18 protein-coding genes are annotated in these 23,348 nt (G+C 49.6%); 10 read left to right on the top strand and 8 right to left on the bottom strand.

Going from position 1 to position 23,348, the window contains the following annotated elements:
* The first annotated feature begins 86 nt into the window (after positions 1 to 86).
* The 4 genes from ACAN55_RS11030 to ACAN55_RS11015 all read left to right on the top strand — a co-directional run bounded on the left by ACAN55_RS11030 (position 87) and on the right by ACAN55_RS11015 (position 5,701).
* The gene (locus ACAN55_RS11030; protein WP_379132078.1) at positions 87 to 923 is read left to right on the top strand and encodes a helix-turn-helix transcriptional regulator; all 837 of its coding nucleotides are present in this window, start codon (positions 87 to 89) and stop codon (positions 921 to 923) included.
* 246 nt (positions 924 to 1,169) lie between these two features.
* Positions 1,170 to 1,898 (top strand): ABC transporter ATP-binding protein, encoded by a 729-nt coding sequence (locus ACAN55_RS11025; protein ID WP_379132075.1) that lies wholly within the window; start codon positions 1,170 to 1,172, stop codon positions 1,896 to 1,898.
* A complete protein-coding gene (locus ACAN55_RS11020; RefSeq protein WP_379132072.1) occupies positions 1,888 to 4,353 on the top strand; it encodes a COG1361 S-layer family protein in 2,466 nt (821 codons plus the stop codon). The genes ACAN55_RS11025 and ACAN55_RS11020 overlap by 11 nt, the downstream gene beginning before the upstream one ends.
* Positions 4,340 to 5,701, top strand: a complete 1,362-nt coding sequence (locus tag ACAN55_RS11015; protein ID WP_379132069.1) for an ABC transporter permease — start codon at positions 4,340 to 4,342, stop codon at positions 5,699 to 5,701. Before ACAN55_RS11020 ends, ACAN55_RS11015 begins: the two co-directional genes overlap by 14 nt.
* A gap of 128 nt (positions 5,702 to 5,829) precedes the next feature.
* Here ACAN55_RS11015 and ACAN55_RS11010 read toward each other — a convergent pair whose 3' ends face one another.
* On the bottom strand, positions 5,830 to 7,017 hold the full coding sequence (locus tag ACAN55_RS11010) for an SGNH/GDSL hydrolase family protein (RefSeq protein WP_379132067.1): 1,188 nt from the start codon (positions 7,015 to 7,017) through the stop codon (positions 5,830 to 5,832).
* A gap of 132 nt (positions 7,018 to 7,149) precedes the next feature.
* A complete protein-coding gene (gene yicI / locus ACAN55_RS11005; RefSeq protein ID WP_379132065.1) occupies positions 7,150 to 9,471 on the bottom strand; it encodes an alpha-xylosidase in 2,322 nt (773 codons plus the stop codon).
* Between the two features lie 157 nt (positions 9,472 to 9,628).
* On the opposite strand from yicI, the gene ACAN55_RS11000 reads away from it, so the two are divergent.
* From ACAN55_RS11000 to ACAN55_RS10990, 3 genes are all read left to right on the top strand, one after another.
* The gene (locus tag ACAN55_RS11000) at positions 9,629 to 10,546 is read left to right on the top strand and encodes an AraC family transcriptional regulator (protein WP_379132062.1); all 918 of its coding nucleotides are present in this window, start codon (positions 9,629 to 9,631) and stop codon (positions 10,544 to 10,546) included.
* Positions 10,547 to 10,663: 117 nt separating this feature from the next.
* A complete protein-coding gene (rarD, locus tag ACAN55_RS10995; protein ID WP_379132059.1) occupies positions 10,664 to 11,569 on the top strand; it encodes an EamA family transporter RarD in 906 nt (301 codons plus the stop codon).
* Positions 11,570 to 11,815: 246 nt separating this feature from the next.
* Positions 11,816 to 12,151 carry an ArsR/SmtB family transcription factor gene (locus tag ACAN55_RS10990; RefSeq protein WP_379132057.1) on the top strand — a complete coding sequence of 112 codons (336 nt, stop codon included), beginning with the start codon at positions 11,816 to 11,818 and terminating at the stop codon, positions 12,149 to 12,151.
* Positions 12,152 to 12,161: 10 nt separating this feature from the next.
* Here ACAN55_RS10990 and ACAN55_RS10985 read toward each other — a convergent pair whose 3' ends face one another.
* The 6 genes from ACAN55_RS10985 to ACAN55_RS10960 form a co-directional block, all read right to left on the bottom strand.
* Positions 12,162 to 12,578 carry a hypothetical protein gene (locus tag ACAN55_RS10985; protein ID WP_379132054.1) on the bottom strand — a complete coding sequence of 139 codons (417 nt, stop codon included), beginning with the start codon at positions 12,576 to 12,578 and terminating at the stop codon, positions 12,162 to 12,164.
* A 166-nt stretch (positions 12,579 to 12,744) separates the two neighbouring features.
* Positions 12,745 to 13,620, bottom strand: a complete 876-nt coding sequence (locus ACAN55_RS10980) for a radical SAM/SPASM domain-containing protein (protein ID WP_379132051.1) — start codon at positions 13,618 to 13,620, stop codon at positions 12,745 to 12,747.
* Positions 13,621 to 13,639: 19 nt separating this feature from the next.
* The gene (locus ACAN55_RS10975) at positions 13,640 to 14,626 is read right to left on the bottom strand and encodes a Gfo/Idh/MocA family protein (protein ID WP_379132048.1); all 987 of its coding nucleotides are present in this window, start codon (positions 14,624 to 14,626) and stop codon (positions 13,640 to 13,642) included.
* A 236-nt stretch (positions 14,627 to 14,862) separates the two neighbouring features.
* Positions 14,863 to 16,251: a threonine synthase gene (thrC, locus tag ACAN55_RS10970; protein WP_379132045.1), complete on the bottom strand. Its 1,389-nt coding sequence runs from the start codon at positions 16,249 to 16,251 to the stop codon at positions 14,863 to 14,865.
* 248 nt (positions 16,252 to 16,499) lie between these two features.
* Positions 16,500 to 16,994, bottom strand: coding sequence for a CYTH domain-containing protein (locus ACAN55_RS10965; protein ID WP_379132042.1), 495 nt, complete (start codon positions 16,992 to 16,994; stop codon positions 16,500 to 16,502).
* Positions 16,995 to 17,309: 315 nt separating this feature from the next.
* Positions 17,310 to 19,883: a beta-mannosidase gene (locus tag ACAN55_RS10960; protein ID WP_379132040.1), complete on the bottom strand. Its 2,574-nt coding sequence runs from the start codon at positions 19,881 to 19,883 to the stop codon at positions 17,310 to 17,312.
* A gap of 245 nt (positions 19,884 to 20,128) precedes the next feature.
* On the opposite strand from ACAN55_RS10960, the gene ACAN55_RS10955 reads away from it, so the two are divergent.
* The 3 genes from ACAN55_RS10955 to ACAN55_RS10945 all read left to right on the top strand — a co-directional run bounded on the left by ACAN55_RS10955 (position 20,129) and on the right by ACAN55_RS10945 (position 23,328).
* A complete protein-coding gene (locus tag ACAN55_RS10955) occupies positions 20,129 to 21,472 on the top strand; it encodes an ABC transporter substrate-binding protein (protein ID WP_379132037.1) in 1,344 nt (447 codons plus the stop codon).
* A gap of 127 nt (positions 21,473 to 21,599) precedes the next feature.
* Entirely contained in the window at positions 21,600 to 22,493 is an 894-nt protein-coding gene (locus ACAN55_RS10950) for a carbohydrate ABC transporter permease (protein WP_379132035.1), read from the top strand.
* Between the two features lies 1 nt (position 22,494).
* Entirely contained in the window at positions 22,495 to 23,328 is an 834-nt protein-coding gene (locus ACAN55_RS10945) for a carbohydrate ABC transporter permease (RefSeq protein ID WP_379132032.1), read from the top strand.
* Positions 23,329 to 23,348 lie beyond the last annotated feature (20 nt).

The following is a 23,348-nucleotide window of genomic DNA, read 5'->3' as shown; positions in this document are numbered from 1 at the left end:
AAATATAAAATTAAATACCTGACATATAATAATATAGAACAAGAACTTGAGCCTGAGAATCACGAATCCGACAGGAGATGAAGGTATTGATAGCTGCCGCATTGTACAGAAGAATCGTATTTACCCATGAGGGCGGACAGTCTCTGCCTATCACCGTTGACAGCGTGGGGTTCAACCCTGAACAGGAGGCAGTCTCCAGGCCGAACGGTTATCCTATGTATCACTGGATTCAAACTGACTCCGGTGAAGGAAAGATTGTTTTTGACAATAAGACATTGTTGTTGCCGAAAGGCAGCGGCTTGCTGCTCTTCCCCCATATTCCTCACCGCTATGAAGCATCCTCCGGGGAGTGGAGCTCCTATTATCTGACCTTCGGTGGAGATTCTGCTCAACATGTTCTGGATTCGCTTGGCATCACTTCATCCGCCTATTACCGCTGGGAGCATGGAGCACCCTTATCCCGGATGCTGGGTGACATGCTGGACCGCCAGGAGAAACAGCAGGATATGTTCGGCCTGCAGAATTCAACCGATGCATATCATTTCTTGCTGACACTCAGCAAATACGGCCAGCTCCATAACAACACCTCTATTTCCCGCAATATCGACAAGCTACAGCCGCTGCTGCAGTGGATGGATCTGCATTACGGTGATCCCGACATCGGTCTCCATGACCTCTCTCTAAAACTAGGGGTCTCCGGGCGTTACTTGAACAGCCTGTTCCTCCAGACCTTCGGCTTGTCTCCTTATGCATATTTCGTCCGGCTGCGCATGCGCAAGGCGAAGGAGCTTCTCGTCAGCCACCCGGACACCACGGTAAAAGCCATCTCTCAGCAGGTCGGCTTCCGCGATGTCAGCCATTTCGTCGCCACCTTCCGCAAACAGTCAGGAACGACACCTGAACAGTTCAGAAGGCTGCATTAACGATGTAACTTCTGTCGCCAGTCTTTCATACGCACTAATTTCACTCCGAAAAGACGGAATCTCCCGTGCAATCCGGAGTTTTTATCTTTAGGACCCGTTAGGTTAAGAAATTGAGAACTTATTAAGAAAAAATTGAAACAAAGCGGGCAGCCTTCTCTCTTATACTTCCTATATACTGCCAGATCATGCCAGTGTACTGTCTACATATAAAAAGCGGTTATCCGCCAAAAGGAGCACAGCCCTATTGTGAAACCCTTACCCCCAATTATTGAAGTGGAGAATCTGCGAAAAATTTACCGGATCGGCTCCGAGAAGGTCGTCGCACTGGACTCCATCTCCCTTACCATTCAAAAAGGCGAATTCTGCTGCCTGCTCGGCACTTCCGGCTCCGGCAAATCCACGCTGCTGAATATGATGGCCGGGCTGGAGAAACCAACCCGGGGTTCGGTTAAAATCCGCGGCGAAACAGTTAGTGCCATGTCGGAGAAGAAGCTCGCACGCTTCCGCCAGAACTATCTCGGATTCATCTTCCAATCCTATAACCTGCTCCCTGCGTTAACCGCACTGGAAAATGTCGCCTTGCCTCTGACCTTCAAGGGAATCTCGCGCAAAGTGCGGGAGCGGAGAGCCGCGCAGTTGCTGACCGCGGTCGGACTACAGTCGCATGCCCGGCACAAGCCCTCTCAGATGAGCGGCGGCCAGCAGCAGCGCGTGGGCATTGCCCGGGCGTTCGCAGCAGCGCCTTCCATTATTTTTGCAGACGAGCCTACAGGAAATCTGGATTCCAAGACCACGCTTGAGGTACTTGAACTGATGAAGACGCTGGCACGCAGACGGGAGCAGACGCTGGTTATGGTTACCCATGACAATGAAATTGCGAAAGTTGCCGATCGGGTGATCCGGATCATCGACGGCAGGATTCAAGAAATAGTTATACAAAATGAAGCCTTTGGAGTGGTCAATCATGAAACATAATCAAGCGGTCTGGAGCAGGAAATACACCTCGCTTGCACTGGCATTATTATTCTTCCTATCCTGTATTTCATGGAATTCCGAAGTTTCTTACGGGGCTGCAGTTTCAGATCCGAACGCGATTAAAGTAACAGGTTACAAAATTATTAAAGGCAATACCTCGCAAATTAACGAGGGTACGGAAGTGACCCTGCAGTTAACTGTGGAGAATGCGGACCCGGCATTGTATATCCCGGCAAGCATGCAGATCGAAGACTCCAGCTCCTTTTACGGAAAGACGAGCAACGAAATTTCGGATCTCTCATCTGCAGGCGGAAAAGCAGCATTCACCATCGATCTGCCTGTTGTCTATAGCGGAAAAGGCACTCAGCTTGCGGTGAGTTTCGCTTACAAGAACAGTGGAGTAGATACCAAAGGACCCAAACAGACGTTGTCGATTACTCAGGCTGTCCCCACACTCCCTGAAGCAACCGCAACACCCGCTCCTCAGCCGGCAGATACCACCAAATATGCGCCGAAGCTTGTCATTACAGGCAGCGATTCGATGCCGGCAGTGGATGCTGGCAGAACACTGACGCTGAATATACCCGTCAAGAACCTGTCGTCGCATACGGCACAGAATATCACTCTGACACTGGAGCCGGAAGATAAGAACAAAATCCCTTACCTTCCAAGCATGGTAAACCTGACACAATCGGTATCACAGATGGCAGGCAATGAAATAAAGATAATTACCTTTAATCTGGCGATTAAACCAGATACCGCTACCGGTGTTTATGCGCTAAAGCTTAACGGCCAGTACAGCAATGCCTTTGGCGATCCCTTCACTTCCAGTGAAGGACTCTATATCAAAGTAAATAACAACAGCACGCCTTCACGCCTTTCCCTGTACGGCATAACCAGCTCGCCTGCCCAAGCCGTTCCCGGCGAAAAGCTGAAGCTAATTGTGCGTGTCTCCAATGAAGGGTCACTGGAAGCCAAAGATATTAAGCTCAGCCTGAGCGGGCTTAAATCAGAGGGTTTCGCTCTGGATGGTGATACAGGGACACGAAGAATTTCGCGGATCAGCGGTGGAATGATGCAGGAGGCTACGTTTAACCTGACGGTGTCCTCAAGCATTGCCGGCGGCAGCCAGCCGCTCGGAGTGAAATGGGATTACAAGGATGAGACCGGTACGGCGGTCAGTGAAGAGAGTCAGATTTTTATCCCCGTGAAGAGCGGAGATGGCTCCTCGTCTGCAGTAATCATCGAAAGTCTGAGTACACCGAATACTACTCTGCTGCCAAAGGAAAAGTTCAACATCCGTTTTAAAGTAACGAACACCGGCGGGGTTAAAGCGCACAATGTGAAGGTGGCCGTAACTGCTGACAAAGAGCTGGTGCCCGTGTCACTGAGCAATGTGATTATTCCTTCACTTTCTCCGGGTCAGAGTAAGACGTTAAGCTTCGCTCTTTCGGTTGCTCCGGATGCCCCTACCAAAAGTTATCCTGTCTCGATCGCGGTGGATTATGAAGTCATCCAGGGCGGGCAGCCCGTCAAGACCTCGCTGCTCCAGTATGCCGGTGTTTATGTAGAAGGAACCGCCGGAGCCGGGGAGAAGAAGACGGTTCCCCGTATTATCGTGAACCGTTATGCTTTGGAGCCTGCGGAGGCACTTGCAGGAGAAGATACCAGTCTATCGCTATCTTTTTTAAATACAAGCAGCCTGATGAACATTGGCAATATTAAGCTGACCATTACTTCCGATGACGGCACCTTCACCGTGAACGGCAGCAATACATTTTATATCGAAAGTATTCCGGCACGCGGTGCGATGGAGGAAGCCTTAACTCTCCGTGCAAAAGCCGATGCTGAGCCCAAAATGTACACCTTGTCCTTGAACTTTGAATATGAAGACGACAAGGGCAATCCTTATACAACCAAAGAAACGGTCAGCATTCCCGTGCTCCAGGCAGCCAGGCTGACAGCTGGAGAGGTTAGTGTCCTGGGTGAAGCTTTCCCGATGCAGCCTGTGCCGCTGTCGCTGCAATTCTACAACATGGGTAAGTCTATTCTGTATAACCTGATGGTATCGGTAGAAGGCGATTTCCAGAGCACAAACAGCAATTATTACGTCGGCAACTTTGCTTCCGGCCGCAGTGATTCCTTCGAGCCTTCAATTACGCCAAATGCGGCTGGAGAATTAAGCGGAGAAATCGTGTTCACTTTTGAGGATGCGGCAGGCAAGCCAAGCGAAATCCGCAAACCGTTTACCGTTATGGTCAATGAAATGCCGCCTATGGAGAATATCCCGCCGGACCAGCCGCTGGAAGGTCCCGAAACCTCCTCCGGCAAACTGCGCACCTATCTCATCATCGGGATTCCGGCGCTGCTCATTGCGGCGGGCATCACAGGAGTGATGATCCTTAAGGCCAAACGCCGCAGACGAAAGGATCTGGAACTGGATGACGACTTTTGACCTGATCCGGCTGGCATTAATTAATTTCCTGCGCAGTAAGGTCCGCTCCTTCCTGACCATTCTTGGTGTAGTTATCGGTACGGCGGCCATTGTCGTGATGCTGTCGCTCGGGATTGGAATGAACGAAAGCTTCAAGCAGCAGGTCAGCCAGATGGGTAGCCTGACGGTGATTAACGTCTTTCTGGACGGAGGCGGAATGGCCGGAGGAATGGGCAGCAGCGGGGGTTCAACCGTTAAGCTCGATGACCGGGCAATGCAGACGATCTCCGGCTTTGAAGGCGTGGAGGTGGCAACACCCATGATCCAGACCTCCGCCAAGCTTGCGGCTGGCAAATATTTGACCTATATAAATCTGGTGGGCATCCGGCCGGAGGCCTTGGAGAAATTGGATTTCATCCCGGCTGGCGGCAGACTGCTGACGACACTGGACGACGATGAGCTGCTGTTTGGCTCCCAGCTTCCTTTAAGCTTTTATAATCCGAAGTCCTCCATGGGCTATGGACAAACCGCACCTGTGGATGTGATGACTGAGAAGCTGCAAATGACCTTTGATATGACATATGGTGACAAGCAGCCCCAGACTGCCGGGGGCGAGACCCCGGACGAGAACAAGAAGCCTGCCAAGCTCTACAAAGTCAAGGCGGTAGGATTGCTGGCCGAAGCACGAAATGAGAAGGACTGGTCAGTCTACATGAATATCGACCATCTCCAGAAGCTGCTGCGCGAGAATGCGAAGACGCAGAAGGAACAGGGCATGGGCACGGGGGTACAGCAGGGTTATCAGCAAGCGATTGTCCGGGTGAAAGAGATGAAGGATGTCGAACCGGTACGTGAGAAGATTAAGGTATTAGGCTTTGGCACCAGTGCTCTGACGGATGTGCTGAAAGGCATGCAGGAAACCTCCCGGACGATTCAGATGATTCTTGGCGGCATCGGCGCAATCTCCCTGCTGGTCGCCGCGCTGGGCATTACCAACACGATGGTCATGTCCATCTATGAACGGACACGCGAAATCGGCATTATGAAGGTGCTCGGCTGCGAGCTGGGTGATATCCGGAAGTTATTTCTCATGGAAGCCGGCTTTATTGGCTTCCTCGGGGGACTATCCGGAGTGCTATTCAGCCTGGCTGCCTCCTTCCTGCTCAACAAATTCGGCGGGGGCATGCTGGGTTCTCTTGGCGGCGGAATGGTCGATCCGAATGTTATCCAATCGGATATCTCTATTATTCCGGTTTGGCTGATGATGTCTTCCATTGCATTTGCCACCCTCGTCGGGTTAATATCCGGTTTCTATCCCGCCCGCCGTGCAATGCGGCTCAGTGCGCTGGAAGCCATCAAGACAGAATAGCACCCGGTTTACACTTAGGCCGGGACTGCTATTTTTGAACAGAACAAGCACCTGAAGCAAGCTGCAAAGGACTAAAAATACAGAGCAGCGATCCTCCAATAATAGGAGAATCGCTGCTCTGTTATTGATTACAAATTATTACCTGCTGAATACCACTTCATGAATGCCTCTGCCACCGCTTGCCCGGCCAACCCGTTCGGATGCGGATCATCGCTGTTGCTCATATATTCAGCACGGACCAGGTGCTCATGCGGCGCCGGCATGGAGAGAACTGCAGCAATATCAAATACGCGTGCCGTTCCTTCCGGTGGATTTGATCGAATCTCACCATTCACATGACGCCAGGCCAACTCCCGGCCGCCTTCGAAATTAAACGGCGGCACCGTACTCAGGATAATCTCGGCTTCAGGGTTCGCTTCCTTAATCAATGAGATAATTACCGCCAAATCCTTCAGGAGCTCTTCCACCGAACGTTGTCCGATATCCAGATCATTGACACCCAGCACGATCAGCACTTCATCGCCCTGCTGCGCCTTGTTCAGCCACGCTCCACCAGCGGCGACATCATAGGCTCTGCCCCATCCCGAGCCGATATTCCACAGTCCGTAGCCGGTACCAAGCTCTTTAGCGATCCGCGCAGCCCAGTAAGTATACTCATCCTTCTCTGTTCTCACCCCTTGGGTAATCGAATCCCCCAGGAATACGAGCTTCTTCTTCACTTTTTTCTTGTAGCCGATATAGGCCGGCATCACAAGCAGCTTGTCCGATTCCGTATAACTCTCCGCAGTTTCCTGAACAGCAAGATTCCCCGGGGCGTCATAGGCCGGGACCAGCATACCTTCCACGTTATAGGGAACGCTTTTGCCGGGGGAATCCGATTTGAGGGTCCAGCTAAACGCCAGATAGTGTCCTTCCGGCAGTTCAAGCTGCACTTCATCGCTCCAGAAAGTTTCTCCGGGTGCAACCTGCCGGTGGCTGTTACCCGCGTAAGTGACAGCCACTGCAGAGCCTACCGCTACGGTTCCATCCGCTACAAGTCCGCCGTCGGCCACATAAGCCGCTTCAATACTCCATTCACCGCCCGGTTCGCCTGCCGCCGCCTCCTGCCCCATATCCCAGGTCGAATCCACCGCATTACCGTGCCAGAATTTAAGACTCAGCCTTCCATTCTCCCTTAATCGGATATAGGTTCGGAACGTATGCGTGTAAGCTTCGTCCCGGTTCATAATGAAATTGGCAGCGGCTGACACCACTGTTGCTGAAGTATATTCAGCCTGGTTTAACACGCCTTGGCCAAATTTATTGAAGTCGTTCATCTATACTTCTTCTCCTCTGCATGATCTCTCTACGCGGTGCAGCCATCTATAGACTGGCCTGCACCAAAAACCTCTCCCGGCAAGGTTGGGGTTCAAATCCAGTCTGCCGGGAGAGGTTCGTTAGGCCTTAACCTATTTCAATTCAATCTTGAAGCTTACCGATTTAGCTCCAGCTGTTACCTTCACCGAGGTTCCATCCACTTGTTCTGCACCTTCAACAGAGGCAATGGCTCCCAGATCGTGCAGTACCAGTGTGAATTCCTTACCGCTGCCTTCCGCAGTAACAGTTACGGTGCTGCCTGTGCGTTCAGCCTTCACAACGAGCTCCGGTGTACCTTTCATATCCCGTACGGTTGCAGAGGTCGCCGCGCCGTGTTCAAGTGCATACAATCCGAATTTCACGCCGTCAGCGAAATCGTAATCCGGACGGCTGTCTTCGCTGCCCCGGGCCAGCAACGTATTCTGGCGGACAAACAGCGGCAAGCTGAAGAAGTCGTATTGCTCTTTACGCCAGGATCCGCCCTGTACGGTTTCACCGCTAAGCAGATGTGTCCATCGTCCGGCAGGAAGGTAGTATTTCACTTCACCGTTCTCCTGGAAGATTGGTGCTACAAGCAAGGAGTCACCCAGCATATATTGACGGTCCAGAATCTCACAAGTAGGATCTTCCGGGAATTCCATAACCATGGCCCGCATGGAAGCCCAGCCGTGCTCATGAGCTTGCCCTGCCACATCGTACAGATACGGCATCAGGCTGCATTTAAGTTTAGTGAAGAAACGGGTAACATCAACTGCTTCGTCGTCATACGCCCAAGGCACACGGTACGAAGTACTGCCGTGCAGACGGCTGTGGCTGGAGAGCAGTCCGAAAGCTAACCAGCGCTTGAATACATCAGCCGGAGCGGTGTTCTCGAAGCCGCCGATATCATGGCTCCAGAAGCCAAACCCGGACAGGCCAAGCGACAGCCCGCCGCGCAGACTTTCTGCCATCGACTCATAGTCGGCGAAGCAATCGCCGCCCCAGTGAACCGGGAACTGCTGGCCGCCTGCGGTAGCCGAACGCGCGAAGACCGCGGCTTCATTTGTACCAAGTTTCTCTTCCAATACTTCAAAGACAACCTTGTTATACATTTGAGTGTAATAGTTGTGCATTTTGAACGGGTCAGAGCCGTCGAAGTATACGACATCGGTAGGGATACGCTCACCGAAGTCAGTCTTGAAACTGTCAACGCCCATATCCACCAGGTCACGCAAGTAACCGGCATACCACTCACAAGCTGCAGGGTTCGTGAAATCCACAAGTCCCATGCCCGCTTGCCACAGATCTGTCTGATAGACATCGCCGTTTGCTTTTTTGATCAAATAACCGTTCTTCTTACCTTCTTCAAACAGCGGTGAACGTTGTCCGATATAAGAGTTGATCCAGACGCAGATTTTCAATCCTTTTTCCTTCAGGCGCTTCAGCATACCTACCGGGTCCGGGAATACGCGCGAGTCCCACTGGAAATCTGTCCATTGGTATTCACGCATCCAGAAGCAGTCGAAGTGGAATACATGCAGCGGAAGGTCACGTTCTGCCATGCCCTCTACGAAAGAGTTCACTGTTGCTTCGTCATAGTCCGTTGTGAACGAAGTCGTCAGCCACAGGCCGAAAGTCCATGCCGGAGGAAGCGCAGGCTTGCCGGTGAGCGAAGTATAATTGCTGATGACATCCTTAATGGTAGGTCCATCAATCACGAAGTATTCCAAGCTCTCGCCAGCTACGCTGAACTGGGCCTTTTTCACTTTTTCCGAAGCGATTTCGTACGAAACCAACTCAGGATGATTCACAAAAACGCCGTAGCCTTTGCTCGTCACATAGAAAGGAATGTTCTTGTACGCCTGCTCGGAGCTGGTTCCGCCATCCTTGTTCCAGATATCTACGACCTGTCCGTTTTTAACAAAAGCAGTAAACCGTTCGCCAAGGCCGTATACGAATTCTCCTACGCCAAGATCCAGCTCTTCACGCATAAATGTGTTGCCATCCTGGTCAGTAATGTAGGCCATCGATTTGTAACCGCTGCCTGTAATTCGTTCGCTGCCCCGGTAGAAGTCTACGGACCAGTGAGTGCCTTTGTTGATAACGACACGAAGCCCGCCGCTGATCAGCACGGTTTGTGCCTCGGTTTCTTCGATTTGCACATGATCGCCGGTACCCTTAGTCAGTTCAAAAACGGGGCCGCGTTCCTTCACGCCGTCATGATGGATGATCTTAATGCCTACAACGCCCGGAAGCGGGGAATGGAATTTCACGGTGAGCAGGGTTGAGTTCAGCGTTGCTGCACGCCCTGTAATCGGAGTCGTCTGGGTAATTGCCGTCAAGCCTTCGGAGGTCTTCTCCACTACATAATTCTGAACCGCACCATTAATGCTGATTCCATCGCGAACCAGCCAAAGTCCGTCTGTAAATTTCATATCTTGATTGCCACCCTTCAATTTGGTGTGTATTCACTTCTCATACTCAAGACTATCTTGTATAGTTGTATTATACCGATAAGATTGTTGCCAAACTTATAAAATATAGCTTATTCATAACACAATTTTGATCTTTTCATCATTGGAGGAGAAAATTATGGACCACACATCCCAGCGATTGCTCAAGGAAGACCGTGTTCACGGCAATATTATGTTTCCCCTGGCTGCTTATTGGGTCGAGCTGCCCGGAGGGACACATGTTCTGGATACGCATTGGCATGAAGAGGCTGAGTTCTTTATGCTGCTGGAAGGGGAAATTCAATTTCAGGTCGATACGGAATATATATCGCTGCGGGCCGGAGAAGCCGTCTTTATTGAATCAGGCGATATTCACGCAGCCTATGCACTACACGATACCTCCTGCAAATTCTGCGCGCTTGTCTTTCATCCGGATCTGCTCGCCAGCGCCCAGTATGACGCCATTCAACAGAATACGATACTCCCGCTTCTGGAGAAGCGTCAAAGCTTTCCACGCCATATTACTCCCGCCATTCCCTGGCACAAGAAATTACTGGATCAGCTGCAGGAGCTGATGGATGCCTATGCTGAACAGCGGCCCGGATTTGAGGCATTTATAAAAGGAACGCTGTTAGTTATGCTCTCTCAGATCGCCGCTGAGGACCGGCATGAGAATCGCAGCAAATCCGGCGACACCAGTACCACCAAGATCAGCCGTTTAAAGAAGGTTATTCTCTATATTCAGGACAATTATCAGGAGCCGATACGCACCCGGGATTTATCAGACTTAATCCCTATGAGCGAGGGCCAATTCTGCCGGTTCTTCAAATCCATGACACGCAAGACCCCAGTGGAATATATCAATTCCTACCGGGTTCGTCAGGCGGCGGCCCTGCTGCAGCAGAGCGACCGCAAAATCTCTGACATTGCGTTGGAGGCCGGATTCGATAATGCCAGCTATTTTATCAAAGTGTTCCGCAAAGAGATGAAATGCTCCCCTTCCGAGTTCCGTAAAGAAGCCGGGCCGGTGACCGAGAAGGTACAACTATATCCATAATATAGAGAGGCTTGTATTGCTTTACTTGTGACTCCGTGCTATATTTCGTTTGTTCGATAATAATCAAACATTAGACCCGCGGGTGTATGATCCGGGTTTTATGGTAAGGAGTAGCTGATGAAAAAAGGAATTATCTATGCCGTTTTGTCTTACCTCGCCTGGGGATTTCTGCCGCTGTACTGGCGGTTATTCTCCACACTGCCCGCTTGGGATATTCTGGCGCAGCGCATTCTCTGGTCGTTCGTATTTGTAGCCGTTCTGGTCACAGTAACTCGTCAGTGGAAACGGATGAAGGCTGTTGTCTCCAGCAGACGAAGTATCACGGCGGTTGTACTCTGCTCTATTTTTATCAGCTCGAACTGGTTCCTGTTCATTTGGGCTGTTAACAACAATCATGTCATTGAGACAAGCCTGGGGTATTATATGAACCCGCTGATCAGTGTCTTGTTCGCAGTGGCATTTCTGAAGGAGCGGCTATCTCTTGGCCAATGGGCTTCCATCGTACTTGCGGATATCGGCGTACTGATCATGGCGCTGCAATTCGGACAAGTCCCTTGGATTGCCATCGCATTAGCCGTTTCTTTCTCCCTATATGGGCTCGCCAAAAAAATTGCCGGACTGGATGTCCTCCTCGGCCTGACCGGAGAGACTATCGTTGCACTCCCCGCCGCGGCAGGGTACCTTATTTATATTCAGTCTCAGGGGCATGGAAGCTTCGCTTCACTTTCGCCTGTCACTACCGTACTTCTGCTGCTCTCCGGAGTAGCTACGGCAATGCCGTTATTCTGGTTCGCTAAATCCATGCAGCTGCTGCCGCTTTCTCTGGTCGGATTCATTCAGTACATTGCGCCAACGACGACCCTTCTGCTGGCCGTATTCCTCTTCGGGGAACCGTTCTCGCATGGTGAATTGGTCAGCTTCTCGTTCATCTGGTTTGCCCTGATCGTATACAGCTTCTCCACATTCAGAGCTCCCAAACCAAAGCCTGTCCCGATTCAAGTCAAACAGGCAGAGACACTTTGACCTCTTAACACCTATATAAATTGAGTTTAAGATTTTGCCATGTAGTGGAGGTCGTAACTACGGTGAATGGTTGGACTTCCGGCCGCGGTTGAAATCCGGAGACAGCATATGCTTTCGATGCGAGCTTTCCTACGGAAAGCTTTCGGGCGGACGCTACCGCTCCTCCAGTTCCAAAAATCCCCCTTCGTTACCTTTACTTTTTTGTTAAGTTCTTAATTTCATTTTATATAGAAGGAGAATTAGATTATGAAAGTACTGAACCATCCGGACCGTCAGGATATTGAATTATCTTCCGTTCTATACGCGCTGAGTGACCCGATCCGCCTGTATCTTGTTGATGTGATCCAGAAGACAGGAGAACGCAGATGCGGTGATATCGTGGTTCCCATCGTGAAATCTACCTTGTCTCATCACTACCGGACGCTCCGTGAAGCCGGCATTCTTCAAGTCCGTGTTCAGGGTACGCAGCGTTTCTCCACGGTCCGTTATAAGGATTTAGAAGCCCGGTTTCCGGGATTGCTGGCTTCTATCCTTGAAGCCTACCGTGCCTCAGGTGAAGCAGAACGCCTGTCGATCAAATAGCTGATCCTGGCTATTCGGATTCCTCAAACCAGGTTCTATACCCGTCAATATTCTCCGTGGACGGATCACTTGCATTACTGGATTTATAGTACTTCGTGAAATACCGTTTGGTCACTCCGCCGGAATCCGGTTTGATATATAAATAAAACGCGGAGATTTCAAGATTCCAATCCACATCCCGGGCAATTTCCCGCATGAACTCCACTGTGATCAAGCGCTTAACCTCATTCAGGATCTCATTGATCTCCTCGTTCGTGAGGGACTCCTTCACCTTGATCTCACAGGTAACAGATGGCCTCATAAAGGTGAACCTTACCCTTTGGATATTGGAATTCTCCTTCAGATCACGGCTGATTTGTCTTGTTGCCTCATTCGGCACGTGAGAGGTCACACTGCAGCCTGAGAGGAACACCAGCAGGAAGACCAATATAACCTTATGGAATCTAATGTTAGTTCCCTCCTTTAATTACTTGTCGGAAATAGCTATTTTTGCGGATTGTATGCTGGCCATTGATATAACACTAATTGGACTGCCGGTGTATTACTTTATTCGGCGTCAGCAAGAAAAAACACCTGAGTCCGTATAACCGGATTCAGGTGCCAAAGCGTTGACGATATCCGCACTTGCGGCACAGCTCTTCTACAGCCTCCCTACGGGAGAAGCCGTAGAAGAGCTTATTTGCGCGTTCTCCTTCAACAATTTCGGAGAAAGGGGTCTCATGGATGTTCCCCAGATTAATGACACCCTCGCCATCCAGACAACAAGGCACCACTGTACCATCTACTAGAACTGCCGCCTGGCCACGGAGAGCGTGACAGAAGCCTTTTCCGTCATCCTCCGGCTCCTTCAGATCCGGCCATTTGAACTCATGATCCTGATTGAGATAGATTCGCTCGGCAATCTTCACTCCTGTGCCAGGTACGACCTTCTCATCAATTTTATAATCCAAGCCAAACGCTTCCTCCAGCACCGCCAGCGTCTCCCGGTTACGCTGCTTCTCCAGATTCGTCCGGTTGTCCTCTGTTAAATTCCACAGCCGGAAAGAGATGATAACCCCCAGCGTAGCTGCTTCCTTGGCAAAAGAAATGATCTCCCCTAAATACAGCTCCCGGTTCTCAGAACCCTCATGACCGTCGAAGCTATGCAGGGAGAAGTTCATCTGCCTGAGCGCAGGCTTGCCGCTTATCTTGGGTCCTGCCTTGCGGATCAGCGTACCGTTCGTCGTAATGTTCACCTTGAAGCCTTTGGCATGAGCCGCATCCAGGAGTTCCCCGATCTTCGGGTGCAGCAGCGGTTCGCCTTTGACGTGCAGATAAATATGATTGCTGTGCGGTTTGATCTCATCAAGTATTGTATTGAAGGTATCCAGCTTCATGAAATTCTTCTGCCGCTCTGTTGGCGGACAGAAGCTGCAGGCCAGGTTGCAGACGCTTGTAATCTCGATGTATACCTTCTTAAAAGTCTTCAAGTTCTGCTCCCCATTTCATCTATAGATCAGCGGCATATCGAAGCCCGATTTGTCTTCTGGCCTCTTCCATAACCTCCGCTACAGCCAGAGAGTTGGCATGACTGTTCACATGGCTCTCCCGCTCACCGTTCTGCAACAGCGTGATAAATTCCTCAATTTCGTAGTACATCGTTTCATAAACCTGAGGCAGTGTCAGCTCTTCCACCGTTCCGTCGCGGTACAGGATCTTCACCTCGTAAGGCTGATTGATTTTATCAATAATCATCGTACCGTTCTCACCCTGAATCTCAGCTGGCAGATACGAGTCTGTAATTTTGGAATGCATCACGACTGCGTCCATATCCGGATAACGCATCACCATGCTTCCCTCTCCATCTACTCCTGAAGATAACAGCACGCCGGTGGCCTGTACCGATTCCGGTTTGCCGAAGAGCGCAACCATCGGATACAGACAGTAGATCCCGAGATCCATAAGCGATCCATTGGAATACGCCGGATTAAACGCATTCAGAACCGTCCCTTGGCGGAAAGCGTCATAACGGGAGGAATATTGGCAATAGCTCGCAAAATACCGCCGCACCCGTCCGATTTTGTACAGATTGTCTTTCATAATTCTAAAGCCCGGCATATACGTTGATTTCAAAGCTTCCATCAGCAGTACATTGTTGCTCCGTGCAGCTTCAATCATACGTTTCAGCTCAGCGCTGTTGGAAGCAGCCGGCTTCTCACAGAGTACATGCTTGCCGTGATTCAGACAGATGATCGCCTGCTCCGCATGCATGGAATTGGGACTGGCAATATACACCGCGTCCACATCCTCGCTCGACACCATCTCTTCCAAATTTGTATATATAGCCGCTCCGGCATATTTGGCTGCAAAAGAATTACCCTTCTCTTCCGTGCGGGAATACACAGCTGTCAGGATGAACTCCTCGTTCTCCAGCCCGGCCTGCACGAAGCGGTCACTAATCCAGTTGGTTCCAATAACCCCGAATCGAATTGTCATGATGATATCCCGTCCTTTTTTGTTCTTACTGGCTCTAAATGCTATTCTCTCACTCCTAGGGTAGGGATGTCTACTTTTTCAGGGATGATTTCCGACAATTTCTGCAAAATAACTCATGTGAAAAAATACACTTGTAATCCATGAATCCCTTTCGACCACCCCAATCACACGTATAGAAAAAACAGACCCCGTTCTTCTAACAAGAACGAGGTCTGATATCTTTTTCCAACAAAGGTTTATTCGTAAAATGCCTGCAGCTGCTGGACGATCTCTTCCTTGCTGTGCTCCACCACCGTCTGGTGCTGAGGCATGGAGGAAAGGGCCGCGATCTCTTCCGGGAATTCCTGCTTGATGTCAATCAGGGCAATCGCTTCATCGAACTTGGCAGGATGCGCCGTAGCAAAGGTAATGCCGATCTCATCCGGGCCGTTAAAAGCTTCGTATGCCGCTATGCCGCAAGCCGTATGCGGATCAAGCAGATAACCGTACTCCTGCTGATATGTGCTGATCATATTCAAGCACTGTTCATTCTTCACGCCAAGAGCGGCGAAATCACGCTGTACCTGCTCAAACATCTCGCCTGCAATCGTAATCACGCCATCGCTCTGCAACGCGGCCATATATTGTGACAGCTTCGCGGAGTCTTCACCCAGCAGGTAATAGAGATATCGTTCGAAATTGCTTGCCACCTGAATGTCCATGGAAGGGCTGTACGTGCTTTTAAAGGTACCCGGCTTGTACTCTCCGGTAGTGACGAAACGCTCCAGAATGTTATTTTCATTCGTGGCAATAATCAGCTTACCCACGGGCAGACCCATCTTCTTAGCCAGATATCCGGAGAAAATATTGCCGAAGTTGCCGGAAGGGACACTGATGTTAACGGTCTTCTCTTCGCTGCCTTCAATGTGCAGATAAGCGTAGAAATAATAAACGGTCTGCGCCAGAATGCGCACAAAGTTAATCGAATTGATCGCCCGAAGGTGATATTTGCTTTTGAAATCCAGATCGGCGAAGAGTTCCTTGATTACCTTTTGACAATCGTCGAAGTTACCCTTGACGGACAGGTTGAGCACATTACTGTCATCCACCGTCGTCATTTGGAGTTCCTGCACTTTGCTTACCTTGCCATGCGGATGCAGGATGCAGATCTTAATGCCTTCCTTACCGCGGACGCCTTGAATGGCTGCTGCTCCGGTATCCCCCGAGGTTGCTCCGAGAATATGGATGATTTCGCCCCGGACTTTGGAGATGTAGGAGTACAACTCGCCCATAAACTGCAGCGCCACATCCTTGAAAGCAAACGTTGGCCCGTGAAACAGCTCAAGGATATATAAAGAATCGTTGATTTGCCGCACCGGAGTCACTTCCATAGCGCGGAAATTGGCATAGCTGGTGTACACCATTTCTTTCAAATCCTCGTAAGGAATTTCATCATTCGTATAGTAGGAGAAAATCTTCAGAAACAGCTCCTGATAACTGAGGCTTCTCCATTCCTTCAGAGTTTCAGGCGAAATTACAGGGATCTTATTCGGTACCATCAGCCCGCCGTCATCCGCAAGCCCCATAAGAACCGTATCAATAAATCCCCTAGCTTCCACATTGCCTCTTGTACTTATATACTCCATACCTGACTCATCCTCCTGAACCCCTCTTTATTTAACCTGTATAAGCTGATTCCGATGCTAAGCTCACTCTACATAGTAACACGTTTAAGCGTTAAAGTCCGTTACTTCTGTGTCAACTTTTCCGAAAAATATACATATGCGCTGTCAGCAACGGAAGGGTATAAATTTCTCACAGGATGACGTGTCACCACTCATAATGAGTACGCTGGTTCCAACCGTGGAGCCTATGGCACTTCATATCGCGTCCTTTATTTCCGCTGCAGCTGCTTCCAGACGGTTTTGTTGCTGTACTGTTTATCTACGCTGACATCCTTGCCGAACCATTCTGGAGCCGTGAAGCTTTCTGCTTCCTCCAAGGAATCGAACTCAACCTCAATCACCGTTAGCTCCAACTGGGTGTAGATATCAATCTCCACTGTAGTCCCGTTCCACACAGCTGTGATCCGCTCCTTAACCAGCGGCACCGCGTTAACTGCCTTGATCATTTGGGTATATAAACCTTCCGAGATGGCATATTCAATCTCCTGGCGGCTGATGCCCTTGCCATCCTTGAAGGTATGTGTAAACGTAACCTCACCCGAATCCAGATCAGTAATTTTGCGTACTCTCAGCTCCTGGCCGTCCTCAATCGCCAGATACGTCTGATCGATGCTGTGCCGGGTAAGCACTTTAAGCTGGCCTTCTTTAATCAGTTGCTCCGGATAATCCGGCAGCAGGAATTTGCGTTCAATCTCCATAGCCATGATGTCTCTCTCCTCGTCTTCTTTTGCTTATTAACACTATAGGGGCGATAAATAAGCAAGTCAATGCAGTGAAAGGGTTCAGTCCGCTCTCAGATTTCTGCTGCTTGGCACGTTTCAGCTATTTAAAGTGTATTTATGCGCTTCATTTCGGATGGTACCTCACAAACATAAAAAGGCAAGCTAAGTACTCCTTAGCTTGCCCCCGTATTAGAACGCCTACTTGTTACCCTTATACCTTACCTATGATTCCCGATGTCTATATTTCTATCTACACTTCTATTCCCTTCGTCTATCTACTGTATTTCTATCTGCACCTTATGCCTTCTCTCCCAGAGATAACAACAAGCTTTCATTCATATAATCTGCCATCGACCGAACCTGGAGCCCTACGGGAACAGCCGGAGTCCACTCCGATTCCCCGGTTCCCCGGGCCAGAAATTCAACCGTCCGGGACTGCCCCGGAAGCAGATCGAAGAAATTATCCGAGAATATCCCTTCACTGTCCGAAGCAAGATATACTCCTCTAGCAAGAACATCGCTCGCGAGTGTAACGCTCACACCTCCGCTATCCTTTACTTCTGACACCGTAATAAAGGGACGTTTCAGCGTAATCTCCTTCGCCGGGACAAAATAATGCAGCTTATGATCCAGCACCTTGCCTTCTGCCCTTAACTCAAGGGACAGCACCACGGAATTTGGCTCATAACCCTTCAGCAGCTCCTGCACCGAAGCTGAGAAAATAACAGCTGCTGAATCCGCCTCCACATTTACCGGCGTTATCCATTCTCCCAGCACCGAACCGCTGTAATCATAGAGCGCGACCGCGAGTTCGGCACTCATACTCCTACGGAGATCGGATACTGCATAAACATCTACGTTGTCCTTATCCGTCGAATCCACAGACAGCAGAATATCCTGAAAGCTTCTGCGAACGGTATATTGCAGCGCTTTCCAGCGCCCGTAATAATCAATGCCCGCCCAGGATGCCACAGGCCAGCAGTCGTTCATCTGCCAATACAGCGTGCCCATGCAATATGGTTTATTTCTCCGGTGAGCCTCAATTGCCATCCGGATGGCTTCAGCCTGCAGAATCTGGCTCATATACAGGAATGATTTGAAATCCTTCGGCTGCGGCAGATACATATCCATGTATTCCTTAATAAGCAGGTTGCCGCGGCCATTCTTCTGATGGGCCAGCATCACATCTGAGGTCAGCTCCATATCCTCTTCCTCTGCATAACTCATAACGGACTTCAGCTCAGGGAATGACTGAAAGCCATATTCACTCATGAAACGCCCGACTTTGAGATTGTAGTTCTCAAAAGGCTCGATTCCGTGCCAGACGCCCCAGTAATGGATGTCTCCTTCGCCCATAATCCGGGTCGCATGCTGATCTTCATCCCCGGTCAAATCCCGCAGCGGTGAGGACGGCCAATAATCCGCACCCGGATGATGCGCAGCTACAGCTTCCGGCAGAATACGATGGAAAATCTCTTCATAATGCCCCCACAGAACCTCCCGGATTTCCGGCGAGTAATCCTGCTTCCAGCCCCAGCCCATCTCCTCCTCATAATGCGACCAGGCGGAATCGATCTCGTTATTGCCGCACCATACAGCGATGCACGGGTGATTGCGTAATCTTTTCACGTTATACTCTGCTTCTTTTGCCACATTCGTCAGGAAAGGCTCATCTCCCGGGTACATGCTGCAGGCGAACATGAAATCCTGCCAAACCAGCAGACCAAATTCATCGCACAGCCGGTAAAATACCTCTTCCTCATAGAATCCGCCGCCCCATACCCGCAGCATATTCATATTCGATTCAGCAGCAGCCGCAATTTCTGCCCGGTAACGATCCTCAGTCATTTCCGTAATAAAGCTGTCTCCCGGAATATGATTAGCGCCTTTGGCGAAGACCGGAACTCCATTCAGCTCAAAATAAAATGAAGCGCCGCGCTTATCCTTCTCCCGGATCAGCCGGATGGACCGCAGTCCGGTGACAACGTCAGCGGAAGTTTCGACCGCCTCACCCTGTACCAGCTCCGCATGGAAGCGGTATAAATGGGCTTCGCCCAGACCCCGGCACCACCATAGGCGGGGATGGTTCACCACCAGATCAAGCTCGATCACCTGATGGCCTTTCTCAAGCGAAACCGCCTGTGTCCACTCTTGTCCGTCCGCAGTAACCTTAAGCTGACCTTTCCATGCTTCAGGCGCATCGATCTCCACGACTGCCGTCAACCGGGCTTCCTCTGGACTCACCGTGTTCTGGCGTATAAATAGATCGGTGATGGACGCTGTATTCCGGCCCGTAAGAACGGCTTCCCGCCAGATTCCACTGGTCAGAAATCTCGGACCCCAGTCCCAGCCGTAATGATAAGGAGCTTTGCGGGCGAACACACTGATCCGCTTCTCCCCCATTTCTCCAAGCTCACTTTGATCATTAGGTGCCGGGAGAGAGTACCCCAGCTGCGCAAGCTTGGGAAGGTCTTCAGCCACCACAGAACGAAATACCACTCTCAGGGTATTGTCTCCAGCTTTTAGCAGTCCGCGGGTGTCGATCTTCCATTCCCGGAACATGTTATCCGCCGAAAGGGCGTGTTTATCATTGATGTAGACGTCTGCATAAGTATCCAGTCCTTCAAAGACCAGTTCAGTGCAAGCCAGTCTCAGCCATTCTTCATCCAAATGAAATATTGACCTGTATTCCCAGTCCTTCTTGTCGATCCACTGGAGTTCATGCTCGTTCCTTCCATAAAAGGGCGCCGGAATGATCCCATTCCGCAGCAGATCGGTATGAACGGTGCCCGGCACCTTCGCCGGGAGCCACTCCTTATCCTGGCATGCCTTGAATTCCCAATCGGTATCTTTCAGATACAGCTGTTCCATAATACCTCCTGCTTAAACTGTAATGGACGTACCTTCCAACAAAATAACATGTGCGCCCGGACATTGCATTGAACGCATTTAATATTTCTTGTATTTTGTTATTTTCGTTAGTAACATCATTATTATATTATTACGAACTAAATAAATAAAGACAATAAATAATAATCCAGAACATTTAAAGCGCTACCAATCGACGATATAATAAGCATGTAAACGCTAACAACAATTACAAAGGGGCGAATGCAGTGAAAAACAAATTATTTTCGTTAGATTTTGTTATCGTCATAATTCTCTCGTTATCCTTGGCAGGCTGCGGTTCTAACAATAATAACAATGCAGGAAATACCGCCGAACCCACAGAAAGCGCCGCTGTAAATAGCGGAAACGATGCCGCCGGAAATGCAACTGCTGAGCCCGCTGCCGAAGGAGCAGACATCAGCGGTAAAATCACCTTCCTTACGAACAGAACCGACATGATCGGCAAAGAGTATGACGAATACTTGAAACGCTTTAACGAGAAGTATCCGAACATACAGGTCGAGTTCGAAGCCTCCCAGACCGACTATAATCAGCAAGCAAAGGTTAGAATGGCCAGCGGTGAGCTTCCCGATGTCATGTTCATTCCTACCATTCCAAACTCTGATCTGCCTAAATATTTCGCTTCACTGGATGACCTGGGGCTGAACGATCAAATTACGTTCAAAGACTTCAAATCCTTTGACGGCAAGCTTTACGGTATTACAACCGGTAACTCTACTTCCGGTATTGTCTACAACAAGAAGGCATTTGCTGACGCAGGAATTACCGAAATCCCTAAAACATGGGATGAGTTCCTCGCTGCCTGCGAGAAGCTGAAAGCCAAAGGTGTGGTTCCGCTGGCTTCCAACTTCAAAGATAAATGGCCGCTTAACGACTGGGTATATGCCGTGCCCCGTGTTATTGAAGGCAAGCCTGACTTCCCGAATGAGAAATTGACTACAGATACTCCGTTTACTATGGATAATGGCTACGGCAAGTCTCTCAGCCTGCTAAGAGAGCTGAATGAAAAAGGATATCTGGAGAAAGACATCAACTCGACCAACTGGGAACAATCGAAAAAAGATATTGCCTCCGGCAAGTTCGCCATGTACTTCCTGGGTAACTGGGTGATCAATCAAGTCATCGGTGCAGGCACAACGGCTGACAATGTAGGTTTCTTCCCGCTTCCTTATGATAACTCGGGTACACCAGCTGCTCCGCTGAGCCCTGACTTCTTCTACGCGGTTGCCAAAGACAGCAAAAATGTGGAGGCTGCCAAAGCTTTTGTGAAATGGATGATCGTGGATTCCGGTTACGAGGATTTCGCCGGCTTCATCTCTCCGCTGAAAGGCAAGGAATCTTCACTGGCGCAGCTGAAAGAATTCCAATCCACCGGTGTTGTATTGCAAGAAGGCACAGTGGATGATGCCAAAGTAACCGAAATTACCAATAAAGCTCAGCTTGACCTTCCGGCTGTTGCCCAGGAATTCGTTCTGGCTAAAGATCCGCAAAGTGTATTCGACAAATGGAACAAAGCATGGGCCAAAGCCAAGAAGGATCTGGGCTATTAAGAAACAATTAGGTATTGAAGCTTAGACACTGCTTCTAATTATTCGGTGGCGCACAATGGATTATCGCCTTAATGGATAATCCATTTTGTCGTCAATATCAATGCTTTTTAGAAAGAAGGGCACTGGCATGTTGGGAACCTTATCCTACAAAAAACAGAAAACATTGATTATCGTGTCATTCCTGCTGATTCCCCTGATTCTGTTAGGAATGTTCACCTATTATCCCGCGCTGAAACTGATCTATTACAGCTTCACCAACTGGGATGGCTACAGCCCCGAGAAGCCTTGGGTTGGACTGGACAATTATCGTGAGGTCTTTAATAACCCCGACATTTTCAGTGTATTCAAGCACAATTTCGCTTACTTCGTCATGGGGATCATCCAGAATATTTTCGCGATCTACTTTGCAGTCGTGTTGAACAGTAAGCTGCGGGGCAGAAACGCTTTCCGGATCATGCTTTTTCTCCCATACATTATGAATGGGGTCGCTGTTGCCTTCATGTTCGGTTATGTATTTGACACCACCAACGGATCGCTAAACTTATTCCTGAACAGTATTGGACTCACCGGCCTTGGACAGACCAGCTGGCTTGGAACCGAAGGACTGGTCAACTATTCCCTTGCTTCCACCGGCTTCTGGCGTTTTATGGGTTACAACATGGTCATCTACATCGCTTCTTTGCAGGCTATCCCCCGTGATATCTATGAAGCAGCCAAAATTGATGGTGCCAACTCCTTACAAACGCTGTGGAGAATTACACTGCCAAATATGAAAGCTGTGATTCAACTCAACCTCTTCCTGACCGTTACCGGTGCGCTCGAAGTATTCGATCTGCCATTCGTCCTAACCAAAGGTGGACCCGCGGGCGCCAGCCAGACTTATGTACAGCGTGTGGTCGATACCGCATTTGCCTTTAATAATTATGGACTCGCTTCAGCAATGAGCATTATTCTGCTCTTCTTTGTAGTCATCGTCCTGCTGATTCAGCAATTTGTTCTTAACCGGGGAGGAGATAGGTAGTATGACACATTCCAAATTCCGCTTGATCGATTTCCTGAAATACGTTTCGCTGCTTATCGGCGTGTTCGTGGTGCTCTTCCCTCCTTACGTAGTTATTGTTAACGCCTTCAAGTCTACGGATGAATTTAATGCCAGCAGCTCCATGGCTCTTCCGAAAAGCTTCCTAAAATTCGATAACTTTATTGCCGTATTTCAACGCGGAGGTCTGCTCAGCGGCTTCGGCAACGTCCTGGTCATCATTATTATTACATTGACCCTGAACATACTGTTTGGCACAATGGTTGCATACGTGCTGGGACGGTTCACCTTTAAGCTGAAACCGTTAGTATTCGGCGCATACCTGGTGGCAACGATCATTCCTAGCATCACTACACAAGTAGCAACCTTCGGAGTTATTAAAAGTCTGGGACTCTACAACACGCTGGGTGCCCCTATCGTTCTGTACATTGGAGCGGACGTCATCCAGATTATTCTGTATTTGCAGTTTATTCGTAATATCCCTTACGATTTGGACGAAAGTGCAATGGTTGAAGGTGCATCCCTGTTTAAAATATACCGTTCGATCATTTTCCCGCTCCTTACACCTGCTACAGCAACCTTGGTAATCTTGAAGACGATCAGTATTTATAATGACATGTACATCCCTTACCTATATATGCCCAAACAAAGCCTCGGTGTCGTTACAACCATTTTAATGCGCTTCCAAGGCGTCAATTCGGGAGAATGGAATCTGATCTGTGCAGCTATTTTGCTTATTCTGCTGCCTACAGTCATCCTGTACCTCTTCCTTCAACGCTACATTTTTGAAGGAGTAACCAGCGGCGCAGTTAAATAAGGAAGAGGCCAGAAAGGAAT

This window comes from Paenibacillus oryziterrae (assembly GCF_042610485.1).
In the GTDB taxonomy this organism is placed as follows: domain Bacteria; phylum Bacillota; class Bacilli; order Paenibacillales; family Paenibacillaceae; genus Paenibacillus_AQ.
The sequence above is the reverse complement of the archived record's forward strand: the minus strand, read 5'-3'. Positions and strand labels throughout refer to the sequence as shown.

Coding starts and splice junctions, on each gene's coding strand:
- ACAN55_RS10945 (WP_379132032.1), top strand. CDS start 22,495: ATGACACATTCCAAATTCCGCTTGATCGATTTCCTGAAATACGTTTCG.
- ACAN55_RS10950 (WP_379132035.1), top strand. CDS start 21,600: ATGTTGGGAACCTTATCCTACAAAAAACAGAAAACATTGATTATCGTG.
- ACAN55_RS10975 (WP_379132048.1), bottom strand. CDS start 14,626: ATGACAATTCGATTCGGGGTTATTGGAACCAACTGGATTAGTGACCGC.
- thrC (WP_379132045.1), bottom strand. CDS start 16,251: ATGGAGTATATAAGTACAAGAGGCAATGTGGAAGCTAGGGGATTTATT.
- yicI (WP_379132065.1), bottom strand. CDS start 9,471: ATGAAATTTACAGACGGACTTTGGCTGGTTCGCGATGGAATCAGCATT.
- ACAN55_RS10960 (WP_379132040.1), bottom strand. CDS start 19,883: ATGGAACAGCTGTATCTGAAAGATACCGATTGGGAATTCAAGGCATGC.
- ACAN55_RS11015 (WP_379132069.1), top strand. CDS start 4,340: ATGACGACTTTTGACCTGATCCGGCTGGCATTAATTAATTTCCTGCGC.
- ACAN55_RS11010 (WP_379132067.1), bottom strand. CDS start 7,017: ATGAACGACTTCAATAAATTTGGCCAAGGCGTGTTAAACCAGGCTGAA.
- rarD (WP_379132059.1), top strand. CDS start 10,664: ATGAAAAAAGGAATTATCTATGCCGTTTTGTCTTACCTCGCCTGGGGA.
- ACAN55_RS10990 (WP_379132057.1), top strand. CDS start 11,816: ATGAAAGTACTGAACCATCCGGACCGTCAGGATATTGAATTATCTTCC.
- ACAN55_RS11020 (WP_379132072.1), top strand. CDS start 1,888: ATGAAACATAATCAAGCGGTCTGGAGCAGGAAATACACCTCGCTTGCA.
- ACAN55_RS11000 (WP_379132062.1), top strand. CDS start 9,629: ATGGACCACACATCCCAGCGATTGCTCAAGGAAGACCGTGTTCACGGC.
- ACAN55_RS10965 (WP_379132042.1), bottom strand. CDS start 16,994: ATGGCTATGGAGATTGAACGCAAATTCCTGCTGCCGGATTATCCGGAG.